General features: G+C 85.0%; 1 pseudogene. It reads left to right on the top strand.

The features are described 5' to 3' along the window. Window positions 1–277, top strand: a pseudogene (locus tag ACFW2E_RS38685) (S1 family peptidase); the annotation flags it as partial. Window positions 278–399 lie beyond the last annotated feature (122 nt).

Raw genomic sequence — 399 nt, 5'->3', positions numbered from 1 at the left:
TGACCCGGCCGCCACCGCCCCCCCGCCCGGGGGGGCGGGCGACCCGCTGGCGGGGGGCGCCGGGGGGGGGGGGGGCGACGGGTCCGGCGCCACGGCCGACCCGTCCGCGACCGCGGGCGACCAGTCGGGCACCGGCGACCAGTCCGGTACGGGCGACCAGTCGGGCACCGGCGACCAGTCCGGTACGGGCGACCAGTCGGGCGTGGGCAGCGGCACGGGCACCGGTGACCAGTCCGGGACCGGCGCGGACAACGGCACCGGCACCGAGACCCACTGATCGGCCCCACCAGCGGTTCCGGCCGACGGTGGACGGGGGGGGGCCCCCGGGCGGGGGGCGCGCCCGCCGGGGCGCGAGGCGGGGGGCGCGGGGGGCCGCGCGCGCCGCGCCCGCCCCCCCCC

It is taken from the genome of Streptomyces sp. NPDC058964 (genome assembly GCF_042741275.1).
In the GTDB taxonomy this organism is placed as follows: Bacteria; Actinomycetota; Actinomycetes; order Streptomycetales; family Streptomycetaceae; genus Streptomyces.
The sequence above is the reverse complement of the archived record's forward strand: the minus strand, read 5'-3'. Positions and strand labels throughout refer to the sequence as shown.